Below are 26,464 nucleotides of genomic sequence, written 5' to 3' on the forward strand. Positions count from 1 at the left end.
TGTTCGCCTCGCAGCCCGGGGCCGGACGTCCTGAGCGGAGCCTGCGGAGCGACCAAGGGCACATTCAGGAGGATCAGTGACTGCCGTAGCGCCCCAGCCAGTCCCCGAGATCAACGCAGCCAGGCCCTACCCGGCGCGATTGGGACCCAAGGGCTCATACATCTACAAGATGATCACCACCACTGACCCCAAGGTTCTTGGGATCATGTACATGGTGACATCGTTCGCGTTCTTCCTCATCGGTGGCCTGATGGCCCTGTTGATGCGTACGGAACTCGCGGTTCCGGGAATGCAGTTCCTGTCGAACGAGCAGTTCAACCAGCTCTTCACCATGCACGGCACGATCATGCTGCTGCTGTACGCGACGCCGATCGTGTTCGGATTCGCGAACTACATCCTGCCGCTGCAGATCGGCGCCCCCGACGTGGCGTTCCCGCGTCTGAACGCGTTCAGCTACTGGCTGTACCTGTTCGGCGCGCTCATCGCCACGGCGGGCTTCATCACCCCCGGTGGTGCCGCCGACTTCGGTTGGACCGCCTACAGCCCGCTGACCAACGCCCTGCATTCGCCCGGCGTCGGCGCGGACCTGTGGATCATGGGCCTCGCGGTCGGTGGTCTCGGCACCATCCTCGGCGCCGTCAACATGATCACCACGGTGATCTGCCTGCGCGCCCCCGGCATGACCATGTTCCGTATGCCGATCTTCACCTGGAACATCCTGGTGACCAGCGTCCTCGTGCTGCTGGCCTTCCCGCTGCTGACCGCGGCGCTGCTGGGCGTGTTCGTGGATCGACACTTCGGTGCGCATATCTTCGACCCGGCCAACGGCGGCGTCCTGCTCTGGCAGCACCTGTTCTGGTTCTTCGGTCACCCCGAGGTGTACATCATCGCGCTGCCGTTCTTCGGCATCGTCTCGGAGATCTTCCCGGTGTTCAGCCGTAAGCCGCTCTTCGGCTACAGCGGTCTGGTGTACGCCACCCTGGGCATCGCGGCGCTCTCCATCGCGGTGTGGGCGCACCACATGTACGCCACCGGCGCCGTGCTGCTGCCGTTCTTCTCCTTCATGACGTTCCTCATCGCGGTCCCGACCGGTGTGAAGTTCTTCAACTGGATCGGCACCATGTGGAAGGGGCAGGTGACCTTCGAGTCGCCGATGCTGTTCTCCGTCGGCTTCCTGGTGACCTTCCTCTTCGGTGGTCTGTCCGGCGTGCTGCTCGCGAGCCCGCCGCTCGACTTCCACGTCACCGACTCGTACTTCGTGGTCGCGCACTTCCACTACGTGCTCTTCGGCACCATCGTGTTCGCCACCTACGCGGGCATCTACTTCTGGTTCCCGAAGATGACCGGCCGCCTGCTCGACGAGCGCCTCGGCAAGTGGCACTTCTGGACGACCTTCATCGGCTTCCACACCACGTTCCTGGTGCAGCACTGGCTCGGCAACGAGGGCATGCCCCGTCGTTACGCGGACTACCTGCCCAGCGACGGCTTCACTACGCTGAACACGATCTCCACGATCGGCGCGTTCGTCCTCGGTGCCTCCACGCTGCCGTTCATCTGGAACGTCTTCAAGAGCTACCGCTACGGCGAGATCGTCACCGTCGACGACCCGTGGGGCTACGGCAACTCCCTGGAGTGGGCGACGTCCTGCCCGCCGCCGCGGCACAACTTCACCGAGCTGCCCCGGATCCGTTCGGAGCGACCGGCGTTCGAGCTGCACTACCCGCACATGGTCGAGCGGATGCGTGCCGAGGCGCACGTCGGGCCCGGCCACGGCGGCAAGGCCACCGCGGTCCTCGAGGACGCGCACTAGCCGCAACGAACAATTCTCAAGGCCCCGTCCGAGCTTCGGGCGGGGCCTTGTGATTGGCACAATGGGTTCGAATCCGCGGTCTTCCGCCGCGGGATGGAGGGAGTTCTCGGTGGGTTCAGACACCACGGTGTTGGTCACGGTCACCGGACCGGACCGCCCCGGCGTCACCTCGGTGCTACTCGCGGCGCTCTCACGTCACCGCGTCAGCCTGCTGGACGTGGAGCAGGTGGTCATCCGGGGACGCCTGACCCTCGGCGTGCTGGTGTCCTGCCCCGACGACGCCGAGGCGCTCCAGGACGAACTCGAGGGGGCGATGTCCACCGTCGGGATGCAGGTCGACGTGGAGTCCGGCTCGTTCGCCGCCGCTCGGCCAGCACCGTCCACGCACGCGGTGGTGGTGCTCGGCAGCCCGGTCAGTGCCCGTTCGTTCAGCACGATCGCCCGTGAACTCGCTCGACAGGGCGCGAACATCGATTCCATCCGCGGTGTTGCGGACTACCCGGTGACCGGTCTGGAACTCATGGTCACCGCGTCCGGCACCGGCGCGGAGGCTGACGCCGCCCTGCGCACGGGGCTGGCCGAGATCGCCGCCGGGGAGGCTGTGGACGTCGCAGTGGAGCGGGCCGGGTTGGCCCGACGCGCCAAGCGGCTCATCGTCTTCGACGTGGACTCCACCCTGGTCCAGGGCGAGGTCATCGAGATGCTCGCCGCCCGCGCCGGCAAGGAAGAAGAGGTCCGCGCCGTCACCGAGGCCGCGATGCGCGGCGAGATCGACTTCACCGAGTCGCTGCACCAGCGGGTCGCGGTGCTGGCCGGGCTGGACGCCTCGGTCATCGACGAGGTGGGCGAGGCGCTCGAACTGACGCCAGGGGCCCGCACCACCATCCGGACCCTGCGCAGGCTCGGGTTCCACTGCGGCGTCGTCTCCGGCGGTTTCCGGCAGGTGATCGAGGGCCTCGCGCACGACCTGGAGTTGGACTTCGTCGAGGCGAACACCCTCGAGATCGTGGACGGCAAGCTGACCGGCCGGGTGATCGGCGATGTGGTCGACCGGGCCGCCAAGGCGGTCGCGCTGCGTAAGTTCGCCGCCCAGTCGGGCGTGGCGATGGAGCAGACCGTCGCGGTCGGCGACGGCGCCAACGACATCGACATGCTCAACGCCGCGGGCCTCGGCGTCGCGTTCAACGCCAAGCCGGCGCTGCGAGAGGTGGCGGACGCCGCCCTCTCGCACCCGTTCCTCGACGCGGTGCTGTTCATCCTCGGCGTCACCCGCCACGAGGTGGAGGCGGCCGATGCCGAGGACGGACTGGTGCGTCGGGTTCCGCTCTGATGGACGAGCGACTCCCCGCGGCCTTCCGTGCCCGGCACGCGGTGCTGGCGGCCGGCTACGGCGGCCGCGCCGACCCGGAGGACCCAGCGCTGGTGCTGGCGATGCCGTTGGTCCTGCACATCACCAAGGTGCACCCGCCCGCGCGTAGCGCCCTGCTGGCGGCGGCGGCCGCCGCGACGGTGGCGCTGTGCCTGGACGAGCGGGCGGGCGCCACGGATGACGGCGAGCCGGGACAGTGGCAGCAGGCGCTGCTCGACTGGACGGGCTCACGCATCCGGAAGGTGGCCCGCCGGGCCAGGGGTGCGCAGTGGCTCGCCGCGCAGCACGTGGACGGCGTCACCGTCGAGGTGGACGGGGCCCAGGCACGGGCCATCGTGCCCGGCCCGGTCGGCGACGTCGATCAGCGGGTCCGCAAACTCCAGATCGGCGGGACCGATCTCGAGCACGACGAGCCGGGCGAGCCGGTGGCGGGGCTGCCGGTGCTGTGGGTGAACGGTTCGCTCGACATGACCGTCGGCAAGGCAGCGGCGCAGGTCGGGCACGCGTCGATGCTGCTGGCAGGCGCGATGGATCCCGAGCGGGCCTGGGCGTGGTCGCGGGACGGCTACCGCTGCAGCGTGCGGGACGCAGGCCCGGATCGCTGGGCGGCGCTCGGCGAACTTGTGGCGCAGGGGCGGGCGATCGCCGTGCGCGACGCCGGGTACACCGAGGTGGCCCCTGGCTCGATGACGGTGATCGCCCACCCCTGACCCCAGGGCAGGCCACCCCGCGGTCCAGTGGGTTCGAAGTGGCTCTTTCCGACATGGCCAGTTGCCGGGAGACTCGCCATCATGTTCGCCCGCATGCCCACTCGTCTCGCCGCACTTTTCGTCGGGCTCTGGCTCTACGGGTTCTCGATGGCGCTGATGGTCGTCGCCGGGCTCGGGCTCGACCCATGGGACGTCTTTCACCAGGGTGTGGCGCAGCGACTGTCGCTGAGTTTCGGCACCGTCACCGCGCTGACCGGTGCGGTGGTGCTGTTGCTGTGGATCCCGATCCGGCAGCGTCCGGGTTTCGGCACCGTCGCGAACGTGGTGGTGATCGCGGTCGCGGTGGATATCTCGCTGGCCCTGTTGCCCGAACTGGACGCGATGGCCGTCCGGATCCCGGTGATGCTGTCCGCGGTCGTGCTCAACGCCCTCGCGACGGTGCTGTACATCGGCGTCGGCCTCGGCCCAGGGCCGCGGGACGGACTGATGACCGGACTGGTCGCGCGTACCGGCCTCTCGGTTCGGTTCGTGCGCACCGGCATCGAGGTCGCGGTGCTGGCCACCGGGTGGCTGCTCGGCGGCACCGTCGGGGTGGGCACCGTGGTCTACGCGCTCGGCATCGGGCCGCTGATCCAGCTGATGATGCGCCTGGCGCCCCGGGGCGCCGATGTGCTGTCGACGTCGGTGACCGCGACCGCGCGTGAGGAGTGCCCGGCCCGGTGACCTGCGCGTCGACCGGCACCCGCGACACGCAAAGGGATCCTGACGCGTGCGCCCGCGCAACGTAGGTCAAGATGGGCGTCGTGTCCGAACTTGATCCCGATCTGCTCATCGATTTCGAAGACGTGCTCATCCGCCGTGGCGGTGTCACCCTGGTCGGTCCCGTGACCTGGAAGGTGGAGCTCGACGAGAAGTGGGTTGTGCTCGGGCCGAACGGCGCGGGCAAGACCTCATTGCTGCGGATCGCGGCCGCGGAGGTGCACCCGACGTCGGGGAAGGCTCACCTGCTGGGGGAGGTCCTCGGACGCGTCGACGTCAGCGAACTGCGGCCGCGGATCGGGCTGTCGTCCTCCTCGCTCGCGCACCGGGTGCCAGCCGACGAGGTGGTGCTCGATCTGGTCGTCTCGGCCGGCTACGCGGTGCTGGGCCGGTGGCGGGAACGCTACGAGGAGATGGACACCACCCGCGCCGTGGAGATGCTCGAGAGCCTGGGCGCCGAGCACCTGGCGAACCGCACCTACGGCACGCTCTCCGAGGGCGAGCGCAAGCGGGTGCTCATCGCGCGGGCCCTGATGACCGATCCCGAGTTGCTGCTGCTCGACGAGCCGGCGGCAGGCCTGGACCTCGGCGGACGCGAGGAACTCGTCGCGCGGCTCTCGGACCTGGCCGCCGACCCGGACGCACCCGCGACCGTGCTCATCACCCACCACGTCGAGGAGATCCCCCCGGGGTTCACGCACGCCCTCCTGCTCAAGGAGGGCGGGGTGATCGCGCAGGGGCTGATCGACGACGTGATCACCGCGGAGAACCTGACCCACGCCTTCAGTCAGGCGATCAGTCTCGACAAGGTCGACGGTCGCTTCTTCGCCCGTCGCACCCGGCTGCCCGGCCAGCATCGCCGCTGAGGCACGCCCTGCCGCGATCTCCCCAATGTCACACCGGTTCGCCTGAGTCGAATGAGTGTGACATTGGGGAGGTGCGATGGGCGGTCGCGAGTGCATCGCGGGCGGCGTTGTACCGTCCGACACATGGCCACATTCGACGCACGCCCCGAAGTTCCCCCGAAGGACGCCTCCACCGTCATCTTGGTGCGCGACTCCGAGTCCGGACCCGAGGTGTTCCTGCTGCGGCGGGTCGGCGGGATGGCCTTCGCGGGTGGCATGACGGTGTTCCCCGGTGGCGGTGTGGATCCGCAGGACGCCGAGGCCGACGTGGCCTGGAGCGGCCCACCGGTCTCGTGGTGGGCGCAGCGGTTCGGCGTCGACGAGGGCAGGGCGAAGGCGCTGGTCTGCGCGGCGGTCCGAGAGACCTTCGAGGAGTGCGGGGTGCTGCTGGCGGGACCGACCGCCGACACGGTGGTCGCGGACACGTCCGGGTACGCACAGGCGCGCAAGCAGTTGGAGGCGCGCGAGCTCTCGTTCAGCGAGTTCCTCGCGCGCGAGAACCTGGTGCTGCGGGCGGATCTGCTTCGGCCGTGGGCGAATTGGATCACCCCGATCGGCGAGGGCAGGCGCTACGACACCCGATTCTTCGTGGCGCTGGCCCCCGCCGGTCAGATCGCGGACGGCGAGACGTCGGAGGCCGCCGAGGTCACCTGGCAGACCCCGGAGCAGGCGATCACGGACTGGACCGAGGGCCGCACCATGCTGCTCCCGCCGACCTGGAGCCAGCTGCGCGCGATCGGCGAATACGGCACCGTGGCAGAGGTTCTCGCGGCGGAGCCGGAGATCCCGGTGATCCTCCCGACGCTCTACCGGGAGGAGGACGACTCGTGGCGGGTGCGATTCCCCGGTCAGGAGCCTTACTACGCCGCCGGGGCGCACCCGTGGGGCAAAAGGTAGCCTTCGCTTCATGGCTGAGTTTGTGACTCTCGAGGTATCCGACGGCATCGGCACCATCCGGCTCGCGCGCCCCCCGATGAACGCGCTGAACCGTCAGTTGCAGGAGGAGCTCCGGGCCGCGGCCCGCGAGGCCACCGTCAACTCCGACATCAAGGCCGTCATCGTGTACGGCGGCGAGAAGGTGTTCGCGGCAGGCGCGGACATCAAGGAGATGGCGGAGATGTCCTTCGCCGAGATGAGCCCGGTCGCCGGTGACCTGCAGTCGGCGCTCGGCTGCATCTCCGAGATCCCGAAGCCGACCGTCGCCGCGATCACCGGCTACGCGCTCGGCGGCGGCCTGGAGATCGCCCTCGGCGCGGATCGCCGGATCGCGGGCGACAACGCGAAGGTGGGCGTCCCCGAGGTGCTCCTCGGCGTGATCCCCGGCGGCGGCGGCACCCAGCGACTGGCCCGCCTGGTCGGCCCGAGCAAGGCCAAGGACATGGTGTTCACCGGCCGGTTCGTCGGTGCGGAGGAGGCCCTCGCCATCGGTCTGATCGACGAGATGGTCGCCCCCGACGAGGTCTACAACGCCGCCCGTACCTGGGCCTCGCAGTTCGTGGGCGCCGCAGGCCGTGCGCTCGCCGCGGCCAAGGCGTCCATCGATCAGGGTCTCGACACGGATCTGAACACCGGGCTCAAGATCGAGGCCCAGCAGTTCGCTCAGCTGTTCGCGACCAAGGACCGGACGGTCGGCATGGACTCCTTCATCGAGAACGGCCCGGGTAAGGCGCAGTTCACGGGCGAGTAGCACCGCAACTCCGACCGCAAAACTAGAACCTGTTCACACTCCTTACTACCCGGTAGGCTCTCACCCATGACTGCAAGCCCGAATGACGGGATCGATCCCGCGCCGCGTCCGCACGCCACCGCCGAAGAGGTCGAGGCGGCTCGTACGGACACCAAGCTCGCCCAGGTGCTCTACCACGACTGGGAAGCCGAGACGTACGACGACAAGTGGTCCATCTCGTACGACGAGCGCTGCATCGACTACGCGAAGGGCCGGTTCGACGCCGTCGCCGGGGACCTGCCGCTGCCGTACGAGCGGGCGCTCGAGCTCGGCTGCGGCACCGGATTCTTCCTGCTCAACCTGATGCAGGGCGGGGTCGCGAAGACCGGCTCGGTCACCGACCTCTCGCCCGGCATGGTCAAGGTCGCGCTGCGCAACGCCGAGAACCTCGGGCTGGAGGTCGACGGTCGCGTCGCCGACGCCGAGCGGATCCCGTACGACGACAACACCTTCGACCTCGTCGTCGGGCATGCGGTGCTGCACCACATCCCGGACGTGGAGCAGTCGCTGCGTGAGGTGCTGCGGGTGCTCAAGCCGGGCGGCCGTTTCGTCTTCGCGGGCGAGCCGTCCACGGTCGGCAACTTCTACGCCCGCTGGCTCGGCCGCGCCACCTGGGAGGCCACCACCACGGTCACCAAGCTGCCGTTCCTGGCCGACTGGCGTCGTCCGCAGGAAGAGCTCGACGAGTCCTCCCGCGCCGCGGCGCTCGAGGCCGTCGTCGACATCCACACCTTCGACCCCACCGACCTCGAGAACATGGCGAAGTCGGCCGGTGGTACCGAGGTGCGTGCCATCACCGAGGAGTTCGCCGCGGCGCTGCTCGGCTGGCCGGTCCGGACCTTCGAGGCCGCGGTGCCGCCGGAGAAGCTCGGCTGGGGTTGGGCCAAGTTCGCGTTCGGCGGGTTCAAGACCCTGAGCTGGGTCGACGAGAAGGTGCTCAAGCACGTCGTGCCGCGCAACTTCTTCTACAACGTGATGATCACCGGCGTGAAGCCCGAACCGAAGTAGTGGGATACGAGTTCACCCCGGAGGACGTTCGGTACCTGAGGTCAACAGACGGTGCCGCCGCCCTCGCCGAGGTGGATCAGCTCGAGCTCTCCGCGCGCACGCACCTGGCCGACATCGGCCGGGTGCGTGCGCGTTTTGCCGACAGCTCGGGGCCCCTCGTCGAGACGGTGCTGCTGCGACGTAGGGCCGTCGGCAAGATCGACGGTGCGCGGGACTGGCTGTTCACCGACGACGCGCTGCAGCAGACGACGCCATCGGTGGTCGCGCGCAAGCGGGCCCACCGGGTTGCAGGCCGGGCCGTGCACGACGTCACCTGCTCGGTGGGCGCGGAACTGTCCGCGCTGGTCGGCGTCGCGAGCGCGGTGATCGGCAGCGATCTCGACCCGGTCCGCCTGGCTATGGCGCAACACAACGTGCCCGGCGCGACCGTCGCGCGCGCCGACGCGTTGGTGCCGTGCACCCGCGACACCGTCGTCCTCGCCGACCCGGCAAGGCGGGCGGGCGGCAGGCGCAGACACGACCCGGCAGCCCTGCAGCCGCCGCTGCCGGACCTTCTGGAGGCCTATCGCGGCCGCGACCTGTCGGTGAAGTGCGCGCCCGGATTGGACTACGACGCGCTGGACTGGCCGGGCGAGGTGGAGATCGTCTCGCTCGACGGCGGTGTGCGGGAGGCCTGCCTGTGGTCGCCCGGACTGGCAGGGGCGGGCGTGCGCCGCCGCGCCACCGTGCTGACCGCCGACGGCGGGGGCTGGGAGGTCACCGACGCCGAACCGGACGAGCTTCCCGAGCGCGAGCCGGGGGAGTGGATCGTCGACCCGGACGGGGCGGTGGTGCGCGCGGGCCTGGTGCGTCACTACGCGGCCAGGCACGGGCTCTGGCAGCTCGACCCGCGGATCGCCTACCTCACCGGCGACGCCGTGCCGGACGGCGTCCGCGGGTTCCGGATCGTCGAACAACTCAAGTACACGGAGAAGGCGCTGCGTCAGGAGCTCGCGCGCCTCGACTGCGGGGTGGCCGAGATCCTGGTGCGCGGGTTGGATGTGGACCCGGCCGTGCTGCGCCCCAGGCTGAAGCTGCGCGGCTCGGTGTCGCTGAGCGTCGTGCTGACCCGGATCGGCCGCACCCCGGTCGCGTTCGTCTGCGAGGCAGGCGTCAGGGCTTGAGGACGAAGACCTCGCCGATCAGGGTCGGGGTGATGACCTCGCCGCCGGGACCGATCGACGTGCCGACCGTGAAGCCCGCGGCGCCGGGCAGGGTGTCCTGGTCGAGGGTCTCGCCGGTGTCGGTGTCGAAGGTGAGCACCGCGAGACCGGTGTCCCCTTCCCGCACCACCGTGTAGCCGGTCGACCCTCCGGTCTGTGCCGAGACGCCGAGCTGAACGAGGTCCTTACGCTCCCAGAGCAACTCGGCGTGGTCGCCCTTGTCCTCGAGGGCCAGCAGGTGACCCTTGTCGGATCCGGCCGGGACGATCAGGCCGTCCGCGGAGACCGACGGGCCGCCTGCCGCGGCAAACCCGAGGTCGTGGCTCCAGCGGGGCGCACCGTTCGCGGCGTCGAGCGCCCACAGTTTGCCCTCGTTGTCGTTCGCGTACAGCGTCGTCCCGTCGGCGGAGATCACCGGGCTGGACGTGACGCCACCGGGCAGCACGCCCGAGGACCAGTCCTCGGAGATCCGACCGTCCGCGTACCGCAGCGCGACGACCTCGGAGTGCAGCCTGCCCGGTCGCCAGACGGTGAGGAAGAACCTGCCGGTTGCGAGGTCGATGGCGGGGGCGGTCGAGACCGGGCATTCAGGGGCGCCGAAGAAGCACTGCTCGAGTCCCTGTGCGGCAGGCGGCAGCGGCAGGTCCTTGGCGACGTCGAAGGTCGGCGTCGGGATCAGCTGGTACGACGGCACGATCTCCTTGCCGGTCTGGGTGCTCAGCACCGAGACGACGCCGAAATGCGTGACGAACAACAGGTTTCCGTCGGCGGTGAACTGGGCGGACAGGGGCGTCCCGCTCACGACGGTGCGCCAGCGCAGCTGACCGTGCTCGTTGAAGGAGTTCATGGCGCCGTCCTCACCGACGTACACGTTCGTGACGCGGTCGACGAGCGGGGTGGCGACGGCGACGCCGGGACCGAGCCGATTGCACCAGCGCTTGCGGCCGCTCTCGATCTCGAAGGAGTAGAGGTTGCAGCCGTTCTCGCTGCGCGAGGTGACGAAGATCTGGCCGTTCGACGCGACGGTCGCGGCGGTTGCGGTCGGCGCCCCGACCGGGCGGGACCAGTCGAGCGAGATCGACCGGGCGCCGTCTGTCGGGCTGGTGCCGCTGTTGCGGCCGTCCGCATGCATCGCGGGCCATCCGCTCGGGGAGTAGGCGTCGTCGAGCGGTGGTTCGGTGCTGCAGCCGCCGACGATCAGCGCCGAAACTGCCGTCAGCGACACCGCTGCCGACCGGAGAACACGCCGCATTCAACACTCCTCGTGTGGATTTCGCTCGGTGCAGACTATCCGGCCGGGCTCGGTGGGGTGTGAACCCGCCCCGTCGCCGAATGCGGATCGAGTATCCGTTGGCCGCGGCGACGCCGAGTCGGGTGATCCCCGCACGGGGCGGGAGAAGGGAATTGGACTGGTCCATCATTCAATTTACTGAGCGGTAGTGAGAATTAAATTGCGATGGGACAGAGCAGGTCCGGAGCCCCATGTGATTGGCCCGTTATTTCGGTGCATTGTGTATCGAATTACGATTGTTAGCGGTTGAAACCTTCCAATTGTCGTCGCAATTGTGTTTGAATGGCGACATGGAACGGCCAGGGGGCGGAGATTTGAGCGCACCGCGGCGATCGCCGCGGGTTGACGCCAACGACAATCACCTGCTCGGGACGCCGCAAGCCGGTGTGGTCATCGTCGTCGGCCTGATCGTCGGCGCCGCAACCCTGATCGGCGTGATGACGGCCTCCGTGCTCGCGGTCATCGTGGTCGCGGTGACGGCAGCGCTGGTCGCGGCGCTGCTTGGCGGTGGCGGCTGGCTCCGCGGGGACGGCGCCGTGGGCCGTCGCGGGGTCCACATTCGCTGACCGTAGGCTGCATGCCATGACCAGCATGTGGGGCGCACCGTTGCGCACGAGGTGGCGGGGATCACGCCGGACCGATAGCGAGCAGGCGAAGTTTCTGACCCGCGACTCGCTGCGATGGGTGCTCGCGAACAAGGCGTACACGCCCTGGTACCTCGTTCGCTATTACCGGCTGGCCAAGTTCAAGCTCGCGAACCCGCACGTGATCCTGCGCGGCATGGTCTTCCTCGGCAAGAACGTCGAGATCCACTCGACGCCCGACCTGTCGCGGCTCGAGATCGGGCGCTGGGTGCACATCGGCGACGGCAACGCGATCCGCTGCCACGAGGGATCCCTGCGCATCGGCGACAAGGTCGTCTTCGGCAAGGACAACGTCGTCAACACGTACCTCGACATCGAGATCGGCGCCTCCACCCTGGTCGCCGACTGGTGCTACATCTGCGACTTCGACCACCGGATGGACGACGTCAACGTCCCGATCAAGGATCAGGGCATCGTCAAGGGCCCGGTGCGGATCGGCCCGGACACCTGGGTCGCGGCCAAGGTGACTGTGCTGCGCAACACGAAGGTCGGCCGTGGCTGCGTGCTCGGCGCGCACGCGGTGGTCAAGGGCGAGATCCCGGACTACAGCATCGCGGTCGGGGCGCCGGTGAAGGTCGTCAAGAACCGCAAGGAAGCCTGGGAGGCCGGCGCGGCCGAGCGGGCCAAGTACATCGCCGCCCTCGAGGACATCGAGCGCAAGAAGGCCGCCGCAGGCGCGTAGCACCCGTGAGTCCTTCTGGTCCACCACGGGGCCAGAAGGACTCACGGGCGGCGGAGCCGCCTACCGGCCGGGCAGTGGCCGCTGGGGGATGTCGGGGCGCGCCAACGGGTGTCGGACCCGTCGCTTGGCACTCAGATAGACCTGCGCGGTGTCCACCGCGACCCGGTTCCAGTCGAAGTCGGCGGTGAGCCGTTCGCGGGCCGCATCGGCCCGCCGCTGCGCCGCCACCGGGTCGTCGAGCACCTCGCGCACCGCCGACGTCAGGCCCTCGACGTCGCCGGGCAGGAAGGACATTCCGGTGACGCCGTCCACGACGGCCTCGCCGAGCCCACCCGCGGTGGAGGTGACCAGCGGTGTGCCCGCGGCCGCCGCCTCGAGCGCGATGATGCCGAACGGCTCGTACCGGCTCGGCAGCACGATCGCGTCCGCCGCGTGCAACCAGCCCAGCAGCTCGACGTGGTCGAGGTTGCCCAGGAAGGTCACCGAGCGCAGGACCCGGTTGGTGCGCGCCTCCTGTTGCAGCCACTCGAACTGGGTGCCCTCGCCCGCGACGGCCAGGGTGGTGCCAGGGTGGCTGCGACGGATCCGCGGCAGGGCGGCGATGATGTCCTGCACGCCCTTCTCATACTCGAGCCGGCCGACGAACAGCAGCCGCGGCGGGCCGGAGCGCGGCGCGCGCTGCCGGTAGTTCCAGGTGGTGACGTCGATCCCGTTGCGGATCACCGTGATCGGCGGCAGCTGCGGGCCGTACAGCTCGGTGACCTCGTCCTCCATCGACGCCGAGCAGGTGATGATCGCGTCGGACTCGTTGGCCAGCCACCACTCCACCGAGTGCACCTGGCGGTTGATCGTCCCGGAGATCCAGCCGCTGTGCCTGCCTGCCTCGGTGGCGTGCAGCGTCGAGACCAGCGGCACGTCGAAGTACTCGGCCAGCGCGATCGCCGGGTGCGCGACCAGCCAGTCGTGCGCGTGCACGACGTCGGGCTGCCAGCCCTCGCCGAGTCCCGGCTTGCCGAGCGCGACGCCAGCGCGCACCATCGCGTGGCCCATCGCCAGGGTCCAGGCCAGCATGTCCTCGCCGAACACGAAATGCGCCGGGTCCTCGGCCACCGCGACCACCAGGACGCCCTCGGAGATGTGGGTGATGGTCGGGTGGGTCGACGCGTCGGTGCCGGTCGGGCGGCGGGAGAGCACGACCACCTCGTGGCCGGCCTCCACCATCTCGGTGGCCAGGTGATGCACGTGTCTGCCGAGGCCGCCGACCACCACCGGCGGGTACTCCCAGGACACCATCAGGACCTTCATGCGGGACCGCCGATCACGTCGTCGGGGAGCCGCCGGGCGTCGAGAGAGGGGAACAACCCGTCGGCCTGGTTCCAGCCGTCGGCCAGTCGCCGCGCCCGGTCGTGCTGGCCGGCGGCGACGGCGCCGGCGATCTCGCGGGTGGCGTGGGCGTGCAGGTGCGCGCGGTCGCGGGCATACCCGGCGGCGGAGTCCTTGCTCACCATGAACGCCCAGTCGCTCTGCACGGTCATGATGGCCTCGCGCAGGATCTGGTCGTTGACCCGATCGCGCAGTTCCGGACGGCCGGGGGCGCGGTGCGCGCCGCGCGCCTTGTCCACCGCGTCCAGCGCCGTCTGCACCACCTCGGTGTTGAGCTGGACCAGATCGGCGACCTGATCGCCCGCCCACACCCGCCAGTCCTTGCCGCTGCCCCAGGAGGAATCGGTGAGGTCGACGGGTTCGCCGACGAAGCCGGCCGCCCTGGCGTCGGCGAGGGTGCCGACCGGGATGCCTGCCTCGGGCAGGGCGCGCAGGACCTTTTCCAACCACTGCGGTCCCTCGAACCACCAGTGCCCGAACAGTTCGGTGTCGAACGCGGCGACCACGAGAGCGGGCCTGCCGATGCGTTCGCTCTCCGAGCGCATCCGCGCCTTCACGGTGTCGACGAAGTCCGCGACGTGCCGGTCGATGGCGGCGGCCGCGAGCGCGGGGTCGTAGGGCGCCTTGTCCTTCGAGTCGACGGTGCGGCCGGTGACCCGGGCCGGCTTGAGCCCGGTGTCGTGGTCGTAGGTGTGGAAGTCGCGGTAGGCGCCGTCGCCCGGGTAGCCGGACTTCGGTGACCACACCCGGTACGAGACCTGCAGGTCCCGGCCGAAGGCCACCACATCGGACTCGCGGACCGGGCGGCCGAGGGAGGTGTCCCCGCGCAGCGACGGGCCGTCGACCATGAAGTGCTGCACGCCCGCGGCCGCGTACTCCCGCTCCATCCCGGGTGTGTAGCCGCATTCGGGTGCCCAGATTCCGGAAGGCTTTGTACCCCAACGCGACTGGGCGTCGGCGAGGCCCTCGCTGAGCTGGAACGAGCGCAGCCGCGGATGAAGCAACGGCTGGAACGGATGGGCCAGCGGTCCGCCGAGGAGTTCGATGGCGTCGGCGTCGACGAGCCCGCGCAGCACCGGCGAGCCGCCGTGTGCCCAGCGTTCCTCGAAGTCCGTCAGCGCCTCCGCCGCCAGGCGGTGCTCGCGGGCACCGAGGTCGCGGTGCGCCTGATCGCGCATGCCCGCGGCCTCGTGGGCGCGCAACTGCCAGTTGCCCAGCCAGTGGTGCATGCCCGCCAGGCAGTGCGGGTCGTCGAGCTGGGCCGCCAGCACCGGGGTGATGCCGAGGGTGAGCAGCCGGGTGCGGCCCTCCGCCGCGAGCGTGCGCAGGACGCGGGCCACCGGCAGGTAGGTGGCCGCCCAGGACTGGTAGAGCCATTCCTCGCCGACGGGCCACCGGCCGTGGTTGGCCAACCACGGCAGATGTGAGTGCAGGACCAGGCTGAACATGCCCGGTTCCTGCGCAGCTCCTGTCGGTTTGCTCACCGCGGCACCGCGGGCTTCCGCGCGATGGCGACCAGGTCGAGGCTGGCGTCGATGTCGGGCTCGGCGATCGCGAAGTCGTCGACGGTGATGGCCTCCACGTCGGCAACCAGGTCCGCAGGCCACGGTTCGCCTGCCAGCGCGCGGTCGATCTGGGCGTCGATGAAGGAGCCGCCGTGCTTGGCATCGAGCTCACGCAGGCGGGGGCCGTGGTGCACGCCGGTCATCAGATCGACGACGAAGCCGGCCTCCTCGAGGAGCTCGGTCATCTCGGCGGCGTTGAGTTCGCGGGTGTGGAACGGGTTGAGCGGGGTGTCGCGGCCGGGGGAGAAGGTGATCCGGTTCGGGGTGCTGATCAACAGCTCGCCGCCAGGGGTGAGCACCCGGAAGCACTCGGCCAGGAACTGGGCCTGGTCCCACAGGTGCTCGATCACCTGGAAGTTGACGACGATCCCGACGCTCGCGTCCTCGAGCGGCAGATCGGCGAGGTTGCCCTGGCGCATGTCGATGCGCGGGTAGCGGGCGCGCACGTGCTCGACCGCGGAGGTGTCGTAGTCGAGACCGATGACCTTCTCGGCGACGTCGGCGATCATGTTGGCGCCGTAGCCTTCTCCTGATCCGGCCTCGAGCACGACGCGGCCTGCGCAGCGCTCGAGCAGCTGCCGGTACACCACCTCGTGGCGGCGGAACCAGTAGTTCTCCTCGGGCACGCCCGGGACGGTGCGCTCACCGGTCAGGGGCAGGGTCGCTTCGCTCGGCGGCAGGGTCGCGTCGGTCGCCGTCGCGGTGGGATCGGCGTCGACGGACATGGCCGGGGTCGAGACAGATGAATCGCTCACCGGTGCGAGGTTAGTGCCCCCGGTGTCAGAACTGGTCGGGGTGGTCCACATCACAGGCATGAATGATCCTCCTGGCCGTTATGGTGGACGAGGTTTCCGACCCAAGTTACCCGTGGGTAACTTAACATGGGGTAACGTGACGCACACCCGACGTGCGAACGAGACGGTTACCCGAGCGCTCCTCCTCGATGTGGAGCTGCTCACGATCATCAGGCAGAAATACACAGGAGGTCGACGAAGACCCATGACGAACATCGTCGTTTTGATCAAGCAGGTCCCTGACACCTGGTCCGAGCGCAAGCTCACCGATGGTGACTTCACGCTGGACCGCGAGGCCGCGGACGCCGTGCTCGACGAGATCAACGAGCGCGCGGTCGAGGAGGCCCTGCTCATCAAGGAGGCCCAGGGCGGCGAGGTGACCGTGCTGTCCGCTGGCCCGGACCGCGCCACCGACGCCATCCGCAAGGCGCTGTCCATGGGTGCCGACAAGGCCGTTCACATCAACGACCCGGCCCTGCACGGCTCCGATGCCATCCAGACCGGCTGGACCCTGGCCGCCGCGCTCGGCCAGATCGGCTTTGAGAACGAGGAGCCTGCCGACCTGATCATCGCGGGCAACGAGGCGACCGACGGCCGCGTCGGCGCCGTTCCGGCGATCATCGCGGAGTACCTCGGCATCCCGCAGCTCACCCAGCTGCGCAAGCTCACCGTCGCCGACGGCAAGATCACCGGCGAGCGCGAGACCGACGAGGGCATCTTCGGCCTCGAGGCCACGCTGCCCGCCATCGTCTCGGTCACCGAGAAGATCAACGAGCCGCGCTTCCCGTCCTTCAAGGGCATCATGGCCGCGAAGAAGAAGGAAGTCTCGGTCCTCACCCTCGCCGACCTCGGCGTCGACCCGGAGACCGTTGGCGTCGCGAACGCGGGCACCACCGTCACCGCGTCCACCCCCAAGCCCCCGCGTACCGCTGGCGAGCGCGTCACCGACGAGGGCGACGGCGGCAGCAAGATCGCCGCCTACCTCGTCGGCCAGAAGATCATCTGATCGCGCCCCTCAACCAGCAGACCCACACGTAGGAGAAGTAAGCAATGGCAGAAGTACTTGTGCTCGTCGAGCACGCCGAGGGTGCGCTCAAGAAGGTCAGCACCGAGCTCATCACCGCAGCGCGCGCGCTCGGTGAGCCGGCCGCCGTCGTGGCAGGCCCGGCCGGAACCGCGGCCAAGCTCGCCGAGGCCCTGGCCGCGGCAGGCGCCGCGAAGATCTACGTCGCCGAGTCCGATGACATCGACGGCTACCTGATCACCCCGAAGGTCGACGTGCTCGCCTCGCTGGTCGAATCCGCGAGCCCGGCCGCCGTGATCACCGCCGCCACCACCGAGGGCAAAGAGGTCTCCGGACGCCTTGCCGCGCGGATCGGCTCCGGCCTGCTCACCGACGTCATCGACCTCAAGGCCGACGGCACCGGCGTGCACTCCATCTTCGGTGGCGCGTTCACCGTCGAGGCCAAGGCCAACGGCGAGGTCCCGGTCATCTCGGTTCGCCCGGGTGCCATCGAGGCCCAGCCGCAGGCCGGTGCCGCCGAGCAGGTCGCCGTCGAGGTGCCTGCTCAGGACGAGAGCGCGGTCAAGGTGACCTCGCGCAACCCGATCGTCGGTGGCGACCGCCCCGAGCTCACCGAGGCCTCCGTCGTGGTCTCCGGTGGCCGTGGCGTCGGCAGCGCCGACAAGTTCAGCGTGGTCGAGGAGCTCGCCGACTCGCTCGGTGCCGCCGTCGGCGCCTCGCGTGCCGCGGTGGACTCGGGCTACTACCCGGGCCAGTTCCAGGTCGGTCAGACCGGTAAGACGGTCTCCCCGCAGCTGTACATCGCGCTCGGCATCTCCGGCGCCATCCAGCACCGCGCAGGCATGCAGACGTCGAAGACCATCGTCGCCGTCAACAAGGACGAAGAGGCCCCGATCTTCGAGATCGCGGACTACGGCGTCGTTGGCGACCTGTTCAACGTCGCACCGCAGCTCACCGAGGCGGTCAAGGCTCACAAGGGCTGATTTCGCGCTTCAGTTCGACGGCCCCGCTCCCGATTGGGAGCGGGGCCGCCGTCATTTCCGGACGTTCACCGACCTGCCCTCGACACGACACCGCGCCGTCGCCCGGTCGCCGCCCGCGCCGTCGACGCTTCCGGCATGACCACAACGCCGGTCCTCACCCGCGACTCCAGCGTCACCGTCATCCCGAGGTACAGCCTGCTGCTGTCCTCGGACCGCGAGCACCGGGAGGCGGCGCAGCGGCTGCGGTACCGGGTGTTCGCCGCCGAGCCGGGCTTCGAGGGCGCGGTCAGCGGCGTCTCCGACGGACTCGACGCCGACCGCTTCGACGAGCACTGCGACCACCTGCTGGTCCGCGACGAGCTGGCCGACGAGGTGGTCGGCTGCTACCGGATGCTGACCCCCGACGCCGCCATCGCCGCGGGCGGGCTCTACACGGCCACCGAGTTCGACGTCACCGCGCTGGACCCGCTGCGGCCGCAGCTGGTCGAGATGGGCCGGGCCTGCGTGCACCCCGACCACCGCTCCGGGTCGGTACTCGGGCTGATGTGGGCGGGCATCCTCAACTACCTCGAGCTCACCGGCCACCGCTGGGCCATGGGCTGCGTGTCGGTGCCGATGCAGTCGCGGCCGAGCGACGTGCCAGGAGCCAACGTGCGCGGGGTCCGCGACCGGCTGCTGGCCGAGCACGCCACCGCGCCGGACCGCCGGGTGCGCCCGTTGCGGCCGGTGCCGGGTCTGGACGAGATCGCGGCGCCTGCCCGCGCCCTGCTGCCGCCGCTGCTGCGCGGCTATCTGCGCCTGGGCGCCTCGATCTGCGGGGAACCCGCGTACGACCCCGACTTCGGGGTCGCCGACTTCGTGGCGCTGCTCGGCATGGCAGAGGCCGACGAGCGGTATCTGAGCCGGTTGCGGTCGGCCGCCGCGGCCGTCCCGGTGATCGTCCGGTGACGCACGACTGGATGCCGTCGAGCCCCTGCGGGGACGGCTGCCTGCCCGCCGGGACGGAGCGGGCCGGAGTGGTCCGGGTCGCCGTGCGGTGCGCGATGCTCACGGCGATGGCGCTCTCGCTGCCCGTGCTGCTGGCGGGCGGGGTCCTGCCGGGGCCATGGCGGCGCCCGCTGCGGCGCGGCTACTCGCGGGCGGTGCTGCGCGGGCTGGGGGTGCGGCTGCGCGTGCGTGACGAGAGCGGCCTCGACGTCGATCCAGGGGAGCGGGGAGTGCTGGTGGTGGCCGGTCACGTCTCCTGGGCGGACGTGCTGGTGCTCAGTGCGCTCGGGCCCGCCGACTTCGTGGCCAGGGCCGACCTGCTGGACTGGCCGCTGCTCGGGACCCTGGCCCGGCGGATGCGGATCATCCCGATCGACCGGTCGCGGCTGGCCGAGCTGCCGGGCGCGGTCGACGAGGCAGCCGAGCGGCTGCGGGCAGGCGGCAGGGTGGTGGCCTTCCCGGAGGGCACCACCTGGTGCGGACGCGCCTACGGCAGCTTCCGCCCGGCGCTGTTCCAGTCGGCGGTCGACGCCGGTGCGCTGGTGCAGCCGGTGGGGATCAGGTATTGCTCGCCGGACGGGCGGCTGGACACCACAGCCTGCTTCGTCGGCGATCAGACCCTGGCGGCGTCGCTGCGCCGGACGGTCGCGCTGCGCAGGCTCGAGGCGGAGGTGATGCTCGCGCCGCTGCAGGAGCCAGGCGACGACCGCAGGGAGCTGGCGGCGCGCTCCGAGCGTGCGGCGCGCGCGGTCCTCGGCGCGGACCTGACCGTGCAGGACATCCTGGACGGCAGGGAAGAGCGTCAGGCCGCCGCGGCGTGAGCGGGCCTACCAGCACAGTCGCGGTCGTGGCCCCGTCGGGCGACGGGCTATCCTGGTCAGGTCATGACATCGCCCCACCCGAGCTCCTCCGACCGCAGTGACGTCGCCCTGCGGTCCGCCGTGCCCTCCCCGGTTTACCTCGATCACGCCGCGACCACCCCGATGCTGCCCGAGGCCATCGCGTCGATGACCGCGGTCCTCGCGACGGTGGGCAACGCGTCGTCGCTACACGGCTCGGGTCGCGGCGCCCGCCGCCGGGTGGAGGAGGCACGGGAGTCCATCGCGACCGATCTGGGCGCCCGGCCTTCGGAGGTCATCTTCACCTCCGGTGGCACCGAGAGCGACAACCTGGCCGTCAAGGGCATCTACTGGGCCCGTCGCGACGCCGATCCGCGGCGTCGCAGGATCATCGCGGCCGCCGTCGAGCACCACGCCGTGCTCGACGCGGTCGAGTGGCTGGTGGAGCACGAGGGCGCCGAGGTGACCTGGCTGCCGGTGGACTCGCAGTGCCGCATCGACCCCGAGGCGCTGCGCGTCGAGCTGGCCGCGGGTGCCGACGACGTCGCGCTCGTCACCGTCATGTGGGCAAACAACGAGGTCGGGTCGATCATGTCGATCGCCGAGCTCGCTTCGGTCGCAACCGATTTCGGTGTCCCGATCCACAGCGACGCGGTGCAGGCCGTTGCACAGCTGCCGGTGGATTTCGCCGCGAGTGGGCTCTCCGCACTCAGTATCGCCGCGCACAAGTTCGGCGGACCGCAGGGCACCGGGGCGTTGCTGCTCGGCCGCCAGGTGCCGTGTGTGCCGCTGCTGCACGGCGGCGGCCACGAGCGCGACCTGCGGGCGGGGACCCTGGACACCGCTGCGGTGGTGTCGATGGCAACCGCGCTGCGGAAGACGGTGTCGGACATGGATTCTCGCGCCGCCGAACTGATTCGCCTGCGCGACCGGCTGGTCGCCGGGGTGAGCGCCGCCGTGCCAAACGCGGTGCTGAACGGTCCGGTCGGCGATCAGCGGCTGCCTGGCAACGCACACTTCACCTTCCCCGGCTGCGAGGGTGACTCGCTGCTGATGCTGCTCGACGCGGCGGGGATCGAATGCTCGACCGGATCGGCGTGCACCGCCGGGGTGGCCAGTGCCAGCCACGTGCTCATCGCGATGGGCGTCGACCCGACGATCGCGCGCGGTTCGCTGCGGTTCTCGCTCGGCCACGCCTCGACCGACGCCGACGTGGATGCCCTTGTCGCGGCGCTGCCGCAGGTGGTCGAGCGGGCAAGGATGGCCGGACTGGCAGGAGTCGGAGCCAGGGGAGGAGCGCGCTGATGCGGGTGCTCGCGGCGATGAGTGGCGGAGTGGACTCCGCGGTGGCGGCGGCCCGTGCGGTCGCGGCAGGCCACGAGGTGGTCGGCGTGCACCTGGCGCTGTCCACGGCGCCGGGGACCCTGCGGACCGGATCGCGCGGCTGCTGCTCCAAGGAGGACGCCGGGGACGCGCGTCGCGCCGCCGACATCCTCGGGATCCCGTTCTATGTCTGGGATTTCGCGGACCGCTTCAAGGAAGACGTGATCGAGGACTTCATCGAGTCCTACGCGGCGGGCGAGACGCCGAACCCGTGCCTGCGCTGCAACGAGAAGATCAAGTTCGCCGCACTCGCGGACCGCGCGATCGCGCTCGGGTTCGACGCCGTCGCGACCGGGCACTACGCGCGCCTGGAGGACGGGGTCCTGCGCCGCGCGGTCGATGCCGACAAGGACCAGTCCTACGTCCTCGGCGTGCTCACCGCCGAGCAGTTGTCCCGGGCGATGTTCCCGGTCGGCGACACCGCGAAGCCGCAGATCCGGGCCGAGGCCGCCGAGCGCGGGCTCGCGGTCGCGGACAAGCCCGACAGCCACGACATCTGCTTCATCCCGTCCGGCGACACCCGGGCCTTCCTCGGCGCGAAGATCGGTGTCCGGCCAGGCAAGGTCGTCGACGCGGATTCCGGAGAGGTGCTCGCCGATCACGAGGGCGTGCACGGCTTCACCATCGGCCAGCGCAAGGGGCTGGGCGTGCAGGGCCCGGCCATTGACGGCAAGCCGCGCTATGTCACCGCAATCGAACCCGAGACCGGCACCGTCATTGTCGGTTCGGCGGAACGCCTGCAGGTGTGGTCGATCGCGGCCGACCGCGCGATCTGGACCTCCGGCGTCGCGCCGCAGGGACCGATCGAGTGCGTGGTGCAGGTCCGGGCGCACGGCGGCCTGGCCGAGGCCGTGGTCGTGCCGGTCGACGGCGGCTTGGACGTGCAACTGCGTGAACCGCTGACCGGCGTGGCCAGGGGGCAGGCCGTCGTGCTGTACCGGCCCGACGCCGCGGGCGACGAGGTCCTCGGGAGCGGCACCATCGCAGGCACCGGCTCGGACCGTCGGTGACGGCGCCGTCCATACCGGTCGGGACGGCAACCGGTGTCGGCTCCTGGCCTGGAACCGATCCGCGGGAGGCCGCCGCGGTCGTCGTGGGTGAGCTGCCCGCACTGCCGCACCTGGTGGAGCTGCCCGACCGCGGGGTCGGCGCGGACATGATCGGTCGCGCGGCCGCGCTGCTCGTCGACCTGCCGCTGGACACCTCCACCACCGCCTACCGGCTCGCGCAGCGCGTGGGCGCGGTGACGCGGCGGGCCAGGGACCTGCTCCGGCGCGATCTGGACGCGCTCGAGGAGGCCTGGGAGGTCGCGGGCCGCCGCGGCACCGATCAGCCGGTGAAGGTCCAGTCCGTTGGTCCGCTGACACTGGCCGCGCAGGTCGAACTGTTCGGCGGGCACCGCGTGCTCACCGACCCGGGCGCCATGCGCGACCTCGCCGAATCCCTGGCGGAGGGGGTGAGCGTGCACGCCGCCGAGGTCGCCCGCAGGCTCGGCTCGCCGGTCGTCGTGCAGCTCGACGAGCCCGGGCTGCCCGCGGTGCTCGCCGGGTCGCTGGCCGGGGTCTCGATCCTGCAGACCCCGCGTGCGATGCCCGAACCGGAGGCGCTCGCCGTCCTGGCGTCCGTGATCGACCGGCTCGAGTCGCCGGTGCTGGTGCACTCCTGCGCGGCCGGGCTGCCGCTGGGACTGCTGCGTCGCAGTGGGGCCGCGATGGTCGGTCTCGACCTCGGCGAGCTGACTGCGGCGGACCTCGACGGGGTCGGCGACCTGATCGAGGACGGCGTCTCGCTGGCGCTCGGGCTGGTGCCCGCTCTCGACTCCTCACTCGCACCCGGCTGGCGGGAGCTGGCCGAGCCCGCGGTGAAACTCGTTGACCGGCTGGGGTTCCCGCGGTCGGTCCTCGCCTCGCAGGTGATCGTGACGCCGCGATGCGGTCTCGCGGGCGCCAGCCCGGAGTGGGCCCGGGTGGCGCTGCGTCGCGCCGCGGAGCTGTCCAGGGCCTTCGCCGACGGTGCCGAGTTCGACTAGGCGCAGTTCGAATACGGCGGCGGGCCGGACATTGTGACCCGATTCAGCAGTTCGAGTCGGTACATGGCCAGGACTAAGTTTGTCTGCGTGTAGCTCGGATCAGTCATACTGTCCCGGAGGTAGATCGAGGCATCAGTGGCGGTCAGAGTGGCATTCGGGTCGCCCTGCACGCCCTTCCACGTCTCCGTGGACACCGGCTCCTCGAAGAGTGACGGATCGATCACCATGTCGCGCACCTCGAGGAAGCCAGGCCCGCGAACGTGCAAGGTCGGTGCGACATGCCATGGCCACATGACCATGCAATCGGGATGGTTCTTTGTGCTGACCCACAGCGCACCTTGGCTCCATACCTTCGCCGGCCGCAGTCCCGAGCCGATCATGAGCCGGCACATTTCATGAGCGCGCGCCCAACAGCCATTGTCGGGATACAAGAATGGGATACATGGTTGGGGAGCGGTGACCGGATCGCAGCTCGTCGCACTCACCGCGTCGAACGCCTGTTGCGCCCGGTCCTCGGAAACGGAGCGAAACCACAACCAGAGGGCGCGCCAGATCCACAGGCGCCTCAGCAGCTCCAGTATCCGGCCCAAGGGCCGTGGTCGCGGGAGTTCGGGTTTCGGAAGAGGCGGTAGCGGCGGCGCATTCGGATCGGGGGTGTAGGCACGAACGTCGATGATCTCGTGGGCATCGTTCTCGGTGACAATCAGCGGCTCTCCGCTGCCCACTGCGTCCCGGAGTCGGCCCTCGAGCTCGACAAAGCCGGGTTCCTCGCGTCGCAGCAGGTGCTGTCCGTGTGAAGGCCATAGTTCGACGCTCAAAATCCCGACGGTGATGGGCCGAATCCCGATGACCCGGGTGGCATGTGGGATCAGCAGCCGCGTGATCGCCGATGTCGCCGGGTCGATCTCGAGGTAGGCAGGCAATCTCAGCGTTCGGAGTCCGTCGAGGACTCGCGCAAATCCGGCAGATCGCGGATCGGCCGGTTCCAGAACCACGTGGCGGCCGCGCTCCAACTCCACGTCGATCACGTGCGCCGGCTCTTTGGCGGAGATTTGATCGGGCGGGGGCTCGATGCCCATGATCGTCGAGACAACCGCAAGCGGGTTCGTCATCGCAGGCCTCCAGTACCTGGGGCTGACCCTCGGTCGTAGTTTACCCACTCATGCCTAGCTTGGCCTATCGCCCAGCTCCTGCTCGGCGGGCACTGTTGTCTGTCCGCTGCGATAGCCTTCCGACGTGGACGAGAACGCAGCCCAGGGTTCGGAAACAGCAGTGTCGGCGGCCACCGGCGACGAACGCGACGAGTGGCAGCGGCTCGCGGAGGAGGTGCGCGAGCACCAGTTCCGCTACTACGTGCGGGACTCACCGATCGTCTCCGACGGCGAGTTCGACGTCCTGCTGAACCGGTTGATCGCGCTCGAGGAGCGTCACCCCGACCTGCGCACCCCCGACTCGCCTACCCAACTGGTCGGCGGCGGCTTCGCCACCGAGTTCACCGCGGTCGATCACCTCGAGCGAATGCTGAGCCTGGACAACGTCTTCGACGAGGACGAGCTGCGCACCTGGGTGAGGAAGGTGGAGGCGGACGCCGGGGAGAATCTGCACTACCTGTGCGAGGTGAAGATCGATGGTGTCGCGCTGAACCTGGTGTACGAGAACGGCAGGCTGGTGCGCGGCGCCACCCGCGGCGACGGCCGCACCGGCGAGGACGTCACCCTCAACGCGCGCACGATCGATGAGATCCCGCACGTGCTGACGCCGAGCGAGGAGTTCCCGATCCCGTCGCTGCTCGAGGTCCGCGGCGAGGTGTTCTTCCGGCTCGAGGACTTCGAGGCACTCAACGCGTCCCTGGTCGCGGAGGGCAAGGCCCCGTTCGCCAATCCCCGCAACTCGGCGGCCGGGTCGCTGCGGCAGAAGAACCCGGCGGTCACGTCCAAGCGGCGGCTCGGCATGATCTGCCACGGGCTCGGCCGGATCGAGGGCTTCGCGCCTGCCTCCCAGCACGACGCGTACACCGCCCTGGCGGCCTGGGGTCTGCCGGTGTCGACGCACACCTCGCGGGTGCGGGGCGTCGACGAGGTGGTCGCGAGGGTCGCCTACTGGGACGAGCACCGCCACGACGTGGAGCATGAGATCGACGGCCTGGTGGTCAAGGTCGACGAGATGGCGCTGCATCGGCGGCTCGGCTCCACCTCCCGCGCCCCGCGGTGGGCAATCGCGTACAAGTACCCGCCGGAGGAGGCCACCACCCGACTGCTCGACATCCGGGTCAGCGTCGGCCGCACCGGCCGGGTCACCCCGTTCGCCTACATGGAGCCGGTGACGGTGGCCGGCTCGACCGTGTCGCTCGCGACGCTGCACAACGGGTCGGAGGTCAAGCGCAAGGGCGTGCTGATCGGCGACATGGTCACCATCCGCAAGGCTGGCGAGGTGATCCCGGAGGTGCTCGGCCCGGTGGTGGACGTGCGGATCGGCGACGAGCGGGAGTTCGTGATGCCGACGCACTGCCCCGAGTGCGGCACCGAGCTGGCGCCCGCGAAGGAGGGCGACGCGGACATCCGCTGCCCGAACCAGCGTTCCTGCCCGGCGCAGTTGCGGGAGAGGGTCTTTCACGTGTCGGGCCGCGGAGCGTTCGACATCGAGGTGCTCGGCTACGAGGCGGCGACGGAGCTGCTCAAGTCCGGCGTCATCACCGACGAGGGCGACCTGTTCTCGCTCACCGCCGAGGACCTGATGAAGACCTCGCTGTTCACCACCAAGGCGGGCGCGCTGTCCGCGAACGGGCGCCGGTTGCTCGACAACCTGCACTCGGCCAAGGACAAGCCGCTGTGGCGGGTGCTGGTGGCGCTGTCCATCCGGCATGTCGGTCCCACCGCGGCCAGGGCGCTGGCCTCGGAGTTCGGCAGCCTCGAGCGGATCATGAACGCGTCGATGGAGGAACTGGCCGCCGTGGACGGGGTGGGCGGAACCATCGCCGCCGCGGTCGTCGAATGGTTTGCGGTTGACTGGCATCGAGAGATCGTCGAGAAGTGGCGCGCGGCCGGGGTGTCGATGGAAGACGCCCGCGACGAGTCGATCGAGCGGAACCTGGAGGGCCTGTCGATCGTGGTGACCGGCTCGTTGGTCGGGTTCAGCAGGGACGGCGCGAAGGAGGCCATCCTGCTCCGCGGCGGCAAGGCGGCGGGTTCGGTGTCGAAGAAGACCGCTTTCGTGGTGATCGGCGATGCGCCGGGGTCGAAAGCGGACAAGGCCGAGCAGCTCGGCGTGCCGATCCTCGACGAGGACGGCTTCCGGCTGCTGCTCGAGGGCGGGCCGGACGCGGTGACGCAGGCAGGCGGCGACGACTCGGGCGACTGACACCCGTCGGTCCG

24 protein-coding genes are annotated in these 26,464 nt (G+C 70.0%); 19 read left to right on the forward strand and 5 right to left on the reverse strand.

Features of this window, described 5'->3' with window-relative positions:
* Positions 1-76: 76 nt before the first annotated feature.
* The 9 genes from ctaD (at position 77) to ACFXMV_RS12820 (ending at position 9,450) form a co-directional block, all read left to right on the forward strand.
* Positions 77-1,810 (forward strand): cytochrome c oxidase subunit I, encoded by a 1,734-nt coding sequence (ctaD, locus tag ACFXMV_RS12780; protein WP_378500853.1) that lies wholly within the window; start codon positions 77-79, stop codon positions 1,808-1,810.
* A 61-nt stretch (positions 1,811-1,871) separates the two neighbouring features.
* Positions 1,872-3,140, forward strand: coding sequence for a phosphoserine phosphatase SerB (gene serB, locus ACFXMV_RS12785; RefSeq protein WP_378500854.1), 1,269 nt, complete (start codon positions 1,872-1,874; stop codon positions 3,138-3,140).
* The gene (locus ACFXMV_RS12790; protein ID WP_378503280.1) at positions 3,140-3,889 is read left to right on the forward strand and encodes an aminoacyl-tRNA hydrolase; all 750 of its coding nucleotides are present in this window, start codon (positions 3,140-3,142) and stop codon (positions 3,887-3,889) included. Before serB ends, ACFXMV_RS12790 begins: the two co-directional genes overlap by 1 nt.
* Positions 3,890-3,982: 93 nt before the next feature.
* Positions 3,983-4,612 (forward strand): YitT family protein, encoded by a 630-nt coding sequence (locus ACFXMV_RS12795; RefSeq protein ID WP_378501379.1) that lies wholly within the window; start codon positions 3,983-3,985, stop codon positions 4,610-4,612.
* 71 nt (positions 4,613-4,683) lie between these two features.
* Positions 4,684-5,514: an ABC transporter ATP-binding protein gene (locus ACFXMV_RS12800; protein WP_378501380.1), complete on the forward strand. Its 831-nt coding sequence runs from the start codon at positions 4,684-4,686 to the stop codon at positions 5,512-5,514.
* 123 nt (positions 5,515-5,637) lie between these two features.
* The gene (locus ACFXMV_RS12805) at positions 5,638-6,450 is read left to right on the forward strand and encodes an NUDIX hydrolase (protein WP_378501381.1); all 813 of its coding nucleotides are present in this window, start codon (positions 5,638-5,640) and stop codon (positions 6,448-6,450) included.
* Positions 6,451-6,460: 10 nt separating this feature from the next.
* Positions 6,461-7,240 carry an enoyl-CoA hydratase/isomerase family protein gene (locus ACFXMV_RS12810; protein WP_378501382.1) on the forward strand — a complete coding sequence of 260 codons (780 nt, stop codon included), beginning with the start codon at positions 6,461-6,463 and terminating at the stop codon, positions 7,238-7,240.
* Positions 7,241-7,306: 66 nt separating this feature from the next.
* Positions 7,307-8,287, forward strand: coding sequence for a class I SAM-dependent methyltransferase (locus ACFXMV_RS12815; protein ID WP_378501383.1), 981 nt, complete (start codon positions 7,307-7,309; stop codon positions 8,285-8,287).
* The gene (locus ACFXMV_RS12820) at positions 8,287-9,450 is read left to right on the forward strand and encodes a class I SAM-dependent methyltransferase (RefSeq protein ID WP_378503281.1); all 1,164 of its coding nucleotides are present in this window, start codon (positions 8,287-8,289) and stop codon (positions 9,448-9,450) included. Before ACFXMV_RS12815 ends, ACFXMV_RS12820 begins: the two co-directional genes overlap by 1 nt.
* Here the strand turns inward: ACFXMV_RS12820 and ACFXMV_RS12825 are convergent.
* The gene (locus ACFXMV_RS12825; RefSeq protein ID WP_378501703.1) at positions 9,440-10,741 is read right to left on the reverse strand and encodes a PQQ-binding-like beta-propeller repeat protein; all 1,302 of its coding nucleotides are present in this window, start codon (positions 10,739-10,741) and stop codon (positions 9,440-9,442) included. The genes ACFXMV_RS12820 and ACFXMV_RS12825 overlap by 11 nt on opposite strands.
* 353 nt (positions 10,742-11,094) lie before the next feature.
* On the opposite strand from ACFXMV_RS12825, the gene ACFXMV_RS12830 reads away from it, so the two are divergent.
* Positions 11,095-11,346 (forward strand): hypothetical protein, encoded by a 252-nt coding sequence (locus ACFXMV_RS12830; RefSeq protein WP_378501704.1) that lies wholly within the window; start codon positions 11,095-11,097, stop codon positions 11,344-11,346.
* A gap of 16 nt (positions 11,347-11,362) precedes the next feature.
* Positions 11,363-12,106 carry an acyltransferase gene (locus ACFXMV_RS12835; RefSeq protein WP_378501705.1) on the forward strand — a complete coding sequence of 248 codons (744 nt, stop codon included), beginning with the start codon at positions 11,363-11,365 and terminating at the stop codon, positions 12,104-12,106.
* 60 nt (positions 12,107-12,166) lie between these two features.
* Here the strand turns inward: ACFXMV_RS12835 and ACFXMV_RS12840 are convergent, their stop codons facing one another.
* Genes ACFXMV_RS12840 through ACFXMV_RS12850 form a run of 3 tightly spaced genes read right to left on the reverse strand, consistent with a single transcriptional unit; the run spans position 12,167 to position 15,779 of the window.
* Entirely contained in the window at positions 12,167-13,411 is a 1,245-nt protein-coding gene (locus ACFXMV_RS12840; RefSeq protein WP_378502278.1) for a glycosyltransferase family 4 protein, read from the reverse strand.
* Positions 13,408-14,937, reverse strand: a complete 1,530-nt coding sequence (locus tag ACFXMV_RS12845) for a 1,4-alpha-glucan branching protein domain-containing protein (protein ID WP_378503302.1) — start codon at positions 14,935-14,937, stop codon at positions 13,408-13,410. The genes ACFXMV_RS12840 and ACFXMV_RS12845 overlap by 4 nt, the downstream gene beginning before the upstream one ends.
* A 32-nt stretch (positions 14,938-14,969) precedes the next feature.
* The gene (locus ACFXMV_RS12850) at positions 14,970-15,779 is read right to left on the reverse strand and encodes a class I SAM-dependent methyltransferase (RefSeq protein WP_378498224.1); all 810 of its coding nucleotides are present in this window, start codon (positions 15,777-15,779) and stop codon (positions 14,970-14,972) included.
* A 274-nt stretch (positions 15,780-16,053) separates the two neighbouring features.
* Here ACFXMV_RS12850 and ACFXMV_RS12855 point away from each other — a divergent pair, with 274 nt between their 5' ends.
* The 7 genes from ACFXMV_RS12855 to ACFXMV_RS12885 all read left to right on the forward strand — a co-directional run bounded on the left by ACFXMV_RS12855 (position 16,054) and on the right by ACFXMV_RS12885 (position 23,093).
* Positions 16,054-16,854 carry an electron transfer flavoprotein subunit beta/FixA family protein gene (locus ACFXMV_RS12855; RefSeq protein ID WP_378498220.1) on the forward strand — a complete coding sequence of 267 codons (801 nt, stop codon included), beginning with the start codon at positions 16,054-16,056 and terminating at the stop codon, positions 16,852-16,854.
* 44 nt (positions 16,855-16,898) lie between these two features.
* Positions 16,899-17,855: an electron transfer flavoprotein subunit alpha/FixB family protein gene (locus ACFXMV_RS12860; protein WP_378498219.1), complete on the forward strand. Its 957-nt coding sequence runs from the start codon at positions 16,899-16,901 to the stop codon at positions 17,853-17,855.
* A 135-nt stretch (positions 17,856-17,990) separates the two neighbouring features.
* Positions 17,991-18,803 carry a GNAT family N-acetyltransferase gene (locus tag ACFXMV_RS12865; protein WP_378498218.1) on the forward strand — a complete coding sequence of 271 codons (813 nt, stop codon included), beginning with the start codon at positions 17,991-17,993 and terminating at the stop codon, positions 18,801-18,803.
* 11 nt (positions 18,804-18,814) lie between these two features.
* Positions 18,815-19,663: a lysophospholipid acyltransferase family protein gene (locus ACFXMV_RS12870; RefSeq protein WP_378498223.1), complete on the forward strand. Its 849-nt coding sequence runs from the start codon at positions 18,815-18,817 to the stop codon at positions 19,661-19,663.
* A 63-nt stretch (positions 19,664-19,726) separates the two neighbouring features.
* Complete coding sequence (locus tag ACFXMV_RS12875) at positions 19,727-20,986, forward strand: cysteine desulfurase family protein (RefSeq protein WP_378503282.1); 1,260 nt, start codon at positions 19,727-19,729, stop codon at positions 20,984-20,986.
* A complete protein-coding gene (gene mnmA, locus ACFXMV_RS12880; RefSeq protein WP_378498216.1) occupies positions 20,986-22,074 on the forward strand; it encodes a tRNA 2-thiouridine(34) synthase MnmA in 1,089 nt (362 codons plus the stop codon). The genes ACFXMV_RS12875 and mnmA overlap by 1 nt, the downstream gene beginning before the upstream one ends.
* Positions 22,071-23,093, forward strand: coding sequence for a methionine synthase (locus ACFXMV_RS12885; RefSeq protein ID WP_378498215.1), 1,023 nt, complete (start codon positions 22,071-22,073; stop codon positions 23,091-23,093). The genes mnmA and ACFXMV_RS12885 overlap by 4 nt, the downstream gene beginning before the upstream one ends.
* Here the strand turns inward: ACFXMV_RS12885 and ACFXMV_RS12890 are convergent.
* Positions 23,090-24,205: a protein-glutamine glutaminase family protein gene (locus tag ACFXMV_RS12890; protein WP_378498214.1), complete on the reverse strand. Its 1,116-nt coding sequence runs from the start codon at positions 24,203-24,205 to the stop codon at positions 23,090-23,092. The genes ACFXMV_RS12885 and ACFXMV_RS12890 overlap by 4 nt on opposite strands.
* Positions 24,206-24,365: 160 nt before the next feature.
* On the opposite strand from ACFXMV_RS12890, the gene ligA reads away from it, so the two are divergent.
* Entirely contained in the window at positions 24,366-26,450 is a 2,085-nt protein-coding gene (gene ligA, locus ACFXMV_RS12895; RefSeq protein ID WP_378503303.1) for an NAD-dependent DNA ligase LigA, read from the forward strand.
* Positions 26,451-26,464: the final 14 nt, after the last annotated feature.

Origin of the sequence: Rhodococcus sp. NPDC059179 (genome assembly GCF_042754885.1) — a bacterium.
Lineage (GTDB): Bacteria > Actinomycetota > Actinomycetes > Mycobacteriales > Mycobacteriaceae > Rhodococcus_G.

Coding starts and splice junctions, on each gene's coding strand:
- serB (WP_378500854.1), top strand. CDS start 1,872: ATGGGTTCGAATCCGCGGTCTTCCGCCGCGGGATGGAGGGAGTTCTCG.
- ACFXMV_RS12790 (WP_378503280.1), top strand. CDS start 3,140: ATGGACGAGCGACTCCCCGCGGCCTTCCGTGCCCGGCACGCGGTGCTG.
- ACFXMV_RS12795 (WP_378501379.1), top strand. CDS start 3,983: ATGCCCACTCGTCTCGCCGCACTTTTCGTCGGGCTCTGGCTCTACGGG.
- ACFXMV_RS12800 (WP_378501380.1), top strand. CDS start 4,684: ATGGGCGTCGTGTCCGAACTTGATCCCGATCTGCTCATCGATTTCGAA.
- ACFXMV_RS12805 (WP_378501381.1), top strand. CDS start 5,638: ATGGCCACATTCGACGCACGCCCCGAAGTTCCCCCGAAGGACGCCTCC.
- ACFXMV_RS12810 (WP_378501382.1), top strand. CDS start 6,461: ATGGCTGAGTTTGTGACTCTCGAGGTATCCGACGGCATCGGCACCATC.
- ACFXMV_RS12815 (WP_378501383.1), top strand. CDS start 7,307: ATGACTGCAAGCCCGAATGACGGGATCGATCCCGCGCCGCGTCCGCAC.
- ACFXMV_RS12825 (WP_378501703.1), bottom strand. CDS start 10,741: ATGCGGCGTGTTCTCCGGTCGGCAGCGGTGTCGCTGACGGCAGTTTCG.
- ACFXMV_RS12835 (WP_378501705.1), top strand. CDS start 11,363: ATGACCAGCATGTGGGGCGCACCGTTGCGCACGAGGTGGCGGGGATCA.
- ACFXMV_RS12840 (WP_378502278.1), bottom strand. CDS start 13,411: ATGAAGGTCCTGATGGTGTCCTGGGAGTACCCGCCGGTGGTGGTCGGC.
- ACFXMV_RS12845 (WP_378503302.1), bottom strand. CDS start 14,937: ATGTTCAGCCTGGTCCTGCACTCACATCTGCCGTGGTTGGCCAACCAC.
- ACFXMV_RS12850 (WP_378498224.1), bottom strand. CDS start 15,779: ATGTCCGTCGACGCCGATCCCACCGCGACGGCGACCGACGCGACCCTG.
- ACFXMV_RS12855 (WP_378498220.1), top strand. CDS start 16,054: ATGACGAACATCGTCGTTTTGATCAAGCAGGTCCCTGACACCTGGTCC.
- ACFXMV_RS12860 (WP_378498219.1), top strand. CDS start 16,899: ATGGCAGAAGTACTTGTGCTCGTCGAGCACGCCGAGGGTGCGCTCAAG.
- ACFXMV_RS12865 (WP_378498218.1), top strand. CDS start 17,991: ATGACCACAACGCCGGTCCTCACCCGCGACTCCAGCGTCACCGTCATC.
- ACFXMV_RS12870 (WP_378498223.1), top strand. CDS start 18,815: ATGCCGTCGAGCCCCTGCGGGGACGGCTGCCTGCCCGCCGGGACGGAG.
- ACFXMV_RS12875 (WP_378503282.1), top strand. CDS start 19,727: ATGACATCGCCCCACCCGAGCTCCTCCGACCGCAGTGACGTCGCCCTG.
- mnmA (WP_378498216.1), top strand. CDS start 20,986: ATGCGGGTGCTCGCGGCGATGAGTGGCGGAGTGGACTCCGCGGTGGCG.
- ACFXMV_RS12890 (WP_378498214.1), bottom strand. CDS start 24,205: ATGACGAACCCGCTTGCGGTTGTCTCGACGATCATGGGCATCGAGCCC.